The 4,509-nt window shown below is 69.5% G+C and carries 5 protein-coding genes; 3 read left to right on the top strand and 2 right to left on the bottom strand.

Annotation, left to right across the window (positions count from 1 at the left end; translation table 11 throughout):
- Positions 1 to 1,002, top strand: a 1,002-nt coding sequence (locus DQP57_RS26175; RefSeq protein WP_133259320.1) for an HNH endonuclease signature motif containing protein, incomplete at its 5' end; no start/stop codon positions are given.
- Here DQP57_RS26175 and DQP57_RS26180 read toward each other — a convergent pair.
- Positions 1,003 to 1,524 (bottom strand): DoxX family protein, encoded by a 522-nt coding sequence (locus tag DQP57_RS26180; protein WP_112635790.1) that lies wholly within the window; start codon positions 1,522 to 1,524, stop codon positions 1,003 to 1,005.
- 212 nt (positions 1,525 to 1,736) lie between these two features.
- On the opposite strand from DQP57_RS26180, the gene DQP57_RS26185 reads away from it, so the two are divergent.
- On the top strand, positions 1,737 to 3,317 hold the full coding sequence (locus DQP57_RS26185; protein ID WP_112635792.1) for a pyruvate, phosphate dikinase: 1,581 nt from the start codon (positions 1,737 to 1,739) through the stop codon (positions 3,315 to 3,317).
- Positions 3,314 to 3,928 carry a MarR family transcriptional regulator gene (locus DQP57_RS26190; RefSeq protein ID WP_112635794.1) on the top strand — a complete coding sequence of 205 codons (615 nt, stop codon included), beginning with the start codon at positions 3,314 to 3,316 and terminating at the stop codon, positions 3,926 to 3,928. The genes DQP57_RS26185 and DQP57_RS26190 overlap by 4 nt, the downstream gene beginning before the upstream one ends.
- On the opposite strand, the gene DQP57_RS26195 is transcribed toward DQP57_RS26190, so the two are convergent.
- On the bottom strand, positions 3,929 to 4,509 hold a 581-nt coding region (locus DQP57_RS26195), incomplete at its 5' end, for a WS/DGAT domain-containing protein (RefSeq protein WP_114149393.1). It abuts the gene before it with no gap.

A 4,509-nucleotide genomic window follows, 5' to 3' on the forward strand; every position in this document is an offset into this window, starting at 1 on the left:
GCCCAGCGCACCGGAGCCATCGGGGCCGACCACGTGGGGGTGATCCGACGGTTCTTTCACCAGCTGCCCGAGTCCGTCGACCTCGACACCTGTACGCACGCCGAACAGCAACTAGCCACCAACGCCACCCAATTCCGCCCCGACCAGCTCGCCACACTGGCCCGGCGCCTGATGGACTGCCTCAACCCCGACGGCACCTACACCGACACCGACCGCGCCCGCCTGCGCGCACTGACGCTCGGCCACCAGCAGACCGACGGCATGTCGCGGCTCAGCGGCTGGCTGACACCGGAAGCCCGCGCCACCCTCGAGGCGGTGCTGGCCAAACTCGCGGCCCCCGGCATGGCCAACCCCGACGACGAACACCCCGTCGTTGACGCTTCACCCACCGAAGACGCGATGCAGCGCGACACGCGCAGTGCGGCCCAGCGCAACCACGACGGCCTCAACGCCGCCCTGCGCGCGATGCTGGCCAGCGGGGAGTTGGGTCAGCACAACGGATTACCGGCCAGCATCATCGTGACCACCACCCTTGGCGAGCTCGAAACCGCGGCGGGGAGGGGTTTGACCGGTGGCGGCACCATGTTGCCGATGTCGGACGTGATCCGCCTGAGCCGCCATGCCCGCCACTACCTGGCGATCTTCGACAAGGGCAAGGCCCTGGCGCTGTATCACACCAAACGGCTGGCCTCACCCGGGCAGCGAATAGTCTTGTACGCCAAGGATCGCGGGTGTTCGCATCCCGGCTGCGACGTGTCCGGCTATTACTGCGAGGTCCACCACGTCACCGACTGGGCCCACACTCACCGCACCGACATCGACCAACTCACCCTGGCCTGCGGACCCCACCACCGCCTCCTCGACCAAGGCTGGACCACCCGCACAAACACCCACGGCGACACCGAATGGATCCCACCACCACACCTCGACCACGGCCAACCCCGCACCAACACCTTCCACCACCCCGAAAGCGTCCTCGCCGAAGACGTCGATGACCCCTGATCACCCGGCTTGCTTGGCCGGCGGCCGGTAGAAAATCGCCAGCTGGCCGATGGCACCCGCCAGACCCAGTCCCGCCGAGATCACCAGGCCCTGCCAGCCGTCCATCCAGTTCTTCCCGAAGACCAGGTAGTCCAGGCTGTACTTGCCCGCGCCCAGGGTGGCCACGACGACCGCGCTGACCGCCAGCACCAGGTTGTACTCCCAGCCCTCCTTGACGATGAAGAAGCCGTTGGCCCGGTGCACGGTCCAGGCCGCGACCAGCATCAGGGAGACGAAGCCCGCCGCCGGGATCGGGGTCAGAAAACCGGCGGCCAGGCCGAGGCCGGCGGCCATCTCGGTGGTCGCCGCCACGGTGGCATGGAACTTTCCGGGCTTCATGCCGATGCTCTCGAACCAGCGTGCGGTGCCCGGGATGCGGCCGCCGCCGAAGAACTTGTTGTAGCCGTGCGCGGCCAACGTCACGCCCAACACCAGCCGCAGGATCAGTACTCCGACGTCATGGAACGTGTCATATGAAGTCATAACTGTAAACCTAGATCATGGGCGGGGTGGCAAGACAAGAGCCGCCGAGCAGCTACGTCGCTTAATCCGCTGGTCCGTGTGGGAACATAGCGGGCGTTCCGACGTCGGCCCGATCAGTCGCTACACCACAAAGGGGGTGCACCACGGCTCGTACCGCGCGAGGCGGCGCCCACGCGTCAAGCAGGCGAGAGGTCCCGTCCATCGAGCACTCCGTGGTGTTGCTGGACGGCGGATCGAGCCACCCGCGGGAGCTGCTGGGCAACAAGGGCCACGGCATCGAGGCGATGCGCCGCCAGGATCTGCCGGTGCCGCCGGCGTTCTGCATCACCACCGCGGTGGGGCTGCGCTATCTCGCCGACCCGGTAGCGACCATGGATGCCATCTGGGACGACGTGCTCGACCGGATGCGCTGGCTCGAGGCGCAGACCTCGCGCACGTTCGGGCGCGGCCCGCGGCCCCTGTTGGTCAGCGTGCGCTCGGGAGCCACCCAGTCCATGCCGGGCATGATGGACACCATCCTGGACCTCGGCATCAACGACGCCGTCGAGCAGGCGTTGGCCGCCACCGGGAACCGGGAGTTCGCCCGCGACACCCGGCGGCGGTTCGCCCAGATGTATCGGCGCATCGTCGGGGTCGGCGAACAAGAATCGGTGCCCGCCGATCCGTACGCGCAGTTGCGTGCGGGCATCGAGGCGGTGTTCGCCTCGTGGAATTCGCCGCGCGCGGTCGCCTACCGCGCCCACTACGGCATCGACGATCGGCACGGCACCGCCGTCGTCGTGCAGGCCATGGTGTTCGGCAACCTTGGCCCCAATTCCGGTGCCGGCGCGTTCTTTTCGCGCAACCCGATTTCCGGCGACAACGAACCGTTCGGTGAATGGCTGCCCGGCGGCCAAGGCGACGACGTGGTCTCGGGATCGGTCGACGTCGAGCCGATCGTCGCGTTGCGTGACGAGCAGCCGGCCGTCTATGACGAGCTGATGGCCGCCGCCCGCCGCCTCGAGCGGCTTGATGCCGACATCCAGGAGATCGAATTCACCGTCGAGGACGGCAAGCTGTGGCTGCTGCAGACACGATCGGCTGAGCGCTCGGCGCAGGCGGCGGTGCGCTCGGCGCTGGAATTGCGGCGCGAGGGACTCATCGATGATGCGGAGACGCTGCGCCGGGTGACGCCCGCGCACGTGCGGGCCCTGCTCCAGCCGGCGCTGCAGCCCGAAATACGGTTGGCGGCACCGCTTTTGGCCAAGGGCTTGCCGGCCTGCCCGGGAGTGGCCTCGGGAACGGCCTACACCGATGTCGACGAGGCGCTGCGGGCCGCCGATCGCGGCGAGCCGGTGATCCTGGTGCGCGACCACACCCGGCCCGAAGACGTGTCGGGGATGCTGGCCGCGCAGGCGATCGTCACCGAGGTGGGCGGAGCGTCCAGCCATGCGGCCGTGGTCAGCCGTGAGCTGGGCCGGGTCGCCGTGGTGGGCTGCGGCCAGGGGGTCGCGGCATCGCTGGCCGGCAAGCACATCACCGTCGACGGCGCCGAAGGCGAAGTGCGCGAAGGCAAGCTGAGCCTGTCGGCATGGTCGGAAGACGATACGCCGGAGCTGCGCGAACTGGCCGACATCGCACGACGGCTCAGCCCGCTGCGCGCCCACGCCGCGGGCGAGCACGCGCGGCTGGACGACGACTCCGAGGCCGCCGTGCGCGCCGCGCTGGACCGCGGGCAGACCGACGTGGTTTCGGTGAACCCGCTGATCGTGATGCTCACCGCGATGCGCGTGGCATCGGAAGCCGATCGATGACGGAATTGGCGGTGCTGCAAGGGGTTCGGCTCAAGGGCCGGGTGGGTGCGGCCGAGCTGGCGGCGACGCTAGGGGTCGACCTCGGCTCCATCACCCCGACCGTCAAGCGGTTGGCCGCGGCGGGACTGCTCAGCGAAGGCCCGCCGCTGCGGATCACGAGCAGCGGCAACGACAGACTCGCCGCGTTGCTCACCGAGGAGCGCGAGGGCATCGATCGGGCGGCGATGGCCGCCGCCTACAACGACTTTCGCGCGGTCAACGCCGACTTCAAAAGGCTTGTGACGGATTGGCAGCTCAAAGGCGGCCCCGGCGGCCCGCCCAACCCCCACGACGACGCCGACTACGACGCCGCGGTATTGACCCGGCTCGACGGCGTGCACGCCCGCACGATGCCGATCGTCGAGGCGGCCGCCGCGCAACTGCCCCGGCTGGGCGCCTATGCCACGAAACTTGGTGCGGCACTGGACAAGGTCAAGGCCGGCGAGACCGCCTGGCTTTCCCGTCCGCTGATCGACTCGTACCACACGGTGTGGTTCGAACTGCACGAAGAGCTGATCGGCGCCGTCGGGCTCACCCGCGAGGAGGCGGCCAGATCCGGTGACGCGCAATAACTAGAGCGCCGCGTCCAGCAGCGCCAGGTAGGCATCGATATCGGGCAGGGCCGATTCCGCCGCGTGCACGCTGATCGCGATGGTGTCGCCGATGCCGTGCACACCGTGCGTCAACCCCATCATCGGCGAGAGCGCCGGGTATCCCGCCGTCAGCACCACCGGCGCGCCGCCGAAGCTCAGATCGGCCGCGCCGCGGTTGACGCTGGACACCACGGTGTTGCCCGACACCTGCGACGCGCGTTCCCCCACATCGAATTGTCCGATGCCCCACCGCAGCAGCCCGGCGGGCACCGCGGCGAACGCCCGGTCGGCGGCGCGGGTGGCCGGGTGCTCGAACCGGCGCCGGCCGTTGGCCAGGTCGGCCGCGATCCGTTCGGCGCGCGCGTTCCGTGCGAGCTTCGGGTACAGCCCCACCACGACGTTGCCGAAGTGGTTGTACGCGCGCGGCGCGCCGGGCTTGGCCATGGGCACCTCGGCGCCCAGCGAATCGCATTGCCCGCCAAGCAGCTTGGAGAGCGCCTGGGATATCGCGCTCAGCGCGCTGACGGTGATTGTCGGGCCCGGCAGCTGCGCGCGGTGCC

The organism is Mycobacterium colombiense, assembly GCF_003284935.1.
Classification (GTDB): Bacteria; Actinomycetota; Actinomycetes; order Mycobacteriales; family Mycobacteriaceae; genus Mycobacterium; species Mycobacterium arosiense_A.